General features: G+C 53.9%; 1 protein-coding gene. It reads left to right on the top strand.

What is annotated here, in order from left to right:
* The first annotated feature begins 169 nt into the window (after positions 1-169).
* Complete coding sequence (locus BLV67_RS31970; protein WP_069786279.1) at positions 170-1501, top strand: IS110 family RNA-guided transposase; 1332 nt, start codon at positions 170-172, stop codon at positions 1499-1501.
* Positions 1502-1546: the final 45 nt, after the last annotated feature.

Below are 1546 nucleotides of genomic sequence, written 5' to 3'. Positions count from 1 at the left end.
CAAAGGCCGTAACCAGCACTGGTGTGTCAGCACCCGAGTGGGAGAGTGGCCTGCACGGTATCGGCGTGGAGTCATTGTCGGCACAGCAAGCTGTGACCACGTATAAGAGAGTGAATCCGCTCGCCACCGTGTACCCCGCCCGCGTCATTCAATCCTGCGAGGAATTGTCATGACGCGCAAGAACCAAAAACGTTTTGAGGTCATCCACCCTGACTGCGCTGCCGTTGATGTTGGAGGCGGTGAACATTTGGCCGCCGTTGATCCGACCAAATGCGCTGACCCGGTTAAAAGGTTTTCAACCTTCACCGACGATTTGCACGCCATGGCCGACTGGTTTGAATCCATGGGCGTCAAGATGGTGGCGATGGAAGCAACCGGGGTTTATTGGATCCCGCTTTTTGAAATATTGGATAGAAGAGGTTTTAAGGTCTATCTGGTTAATTCGCGGGCAACGCGGCAGATAACCGGCCGAAAGTCCGATGTACTTGATTGCCAGTGGATCCTTCAGCTCATGACGCACGGCCTGCTGAGAGGCGCTTTTCGGCCCTCGGACGAAGTGTGCTCACTGCGTTCACTGGTCCGTCAGCGTGGTAATAAAGTTCGTGACCAAGCCAAAGCGCTTAATCGGATGCAAAAGGCGCTGGTCCAAATGAACATCCAGCTGGCTCAGGTCATCAGCAACATTGCCGGGGTGACGGGTATGAGCATTTTGCGAGCAATCGTTGAGGGCGAACGAGATCCAGAAGTGCTCGCCATGCTCAGAGACAAGCGTGTCAAAGCCGACCAGGCCACCGTCGCCCGTAGCTTGCGGGGTAATTGGCGAGCCGAGCATTTGCATGCGCTGAGCCAGGAATTGGCGGCTTATGATTTTCTGGAAAAGCAAATTGGTGAGTGCGACCAAGCCATTGCTCACGCACTGGAACGACTTCCAGTGCTTCAGGCGGATGTTGTCCCGCCCAGTAAAACACTGCGCAACCCACACCGCTCAAATGAGCAGCAACTGATTTTGCATCGCGCACTGAACAAGGTCATGGGCGTGGATTTGACCGCAATCCCAACCATAGGAATCGACACGGCTTTGGTTTTGGCCAGTGAATTGGGGGCGGATTTATCACGTTTTCCGACTTCGCAGCACTTCTGTTCGTGGTTAGGCCTCGCACCGCCGACGAGAATTTCGGGAGGAAAACCCCTTCCTGGAAAGACGGTGAAAGTGATTAATCGAGCTGCTCAAGCGCTGAAGCAAGCCGCCTCTATTGCACGTAACGACAAAAGTTTTATCGGTGCCAGCCACCGAGCGCGCCTGACCCGGATGGACACCTGTTGCGCGATTAAGGCGACAGCGCATCAACTGGCACGACTGATCTACGCGATGCTGACCAAAGGTCAGCCTTATGTTGAGAAAGGAATAGAGGAATTTGAAGAGCGTAGCCGGGACCGGCAACTGCGCGCCTTGGAGCGCAAGGCGCGAAAGTTGGGGTTGCAGCTGGTTAAAGCGGCTTGATTTTTAAGAGCAAAAACAATGAGTTATTTTTTGTTTGATAAGAGC

Source organism: Pseudomonas salomonii, from assembly GCF_900107155.1.
Taxonomy (GTDB): domain Bacteria; phylum Pseudomonadota; class Gammaproteobacteria; order Pseudomonadales; family Pseudomonadaceae; genus Aquipseudomonas; species Aquipseudomonas salomonii.
The sequence above is the reverse complement of the archived record's forward strand: the minus strand, read 5'-3'. Positions and strand labels throughout refer to the sequence as shown.

Coding starts and splice junctions, on each gene's coding strand:
- BLV67_RS31970 (WP_069786279.1), top strand. CDS start 170: ATGACGCGCAAGAACCAAAAACGTTTTGAGGTCATCCACCCTGACTGC.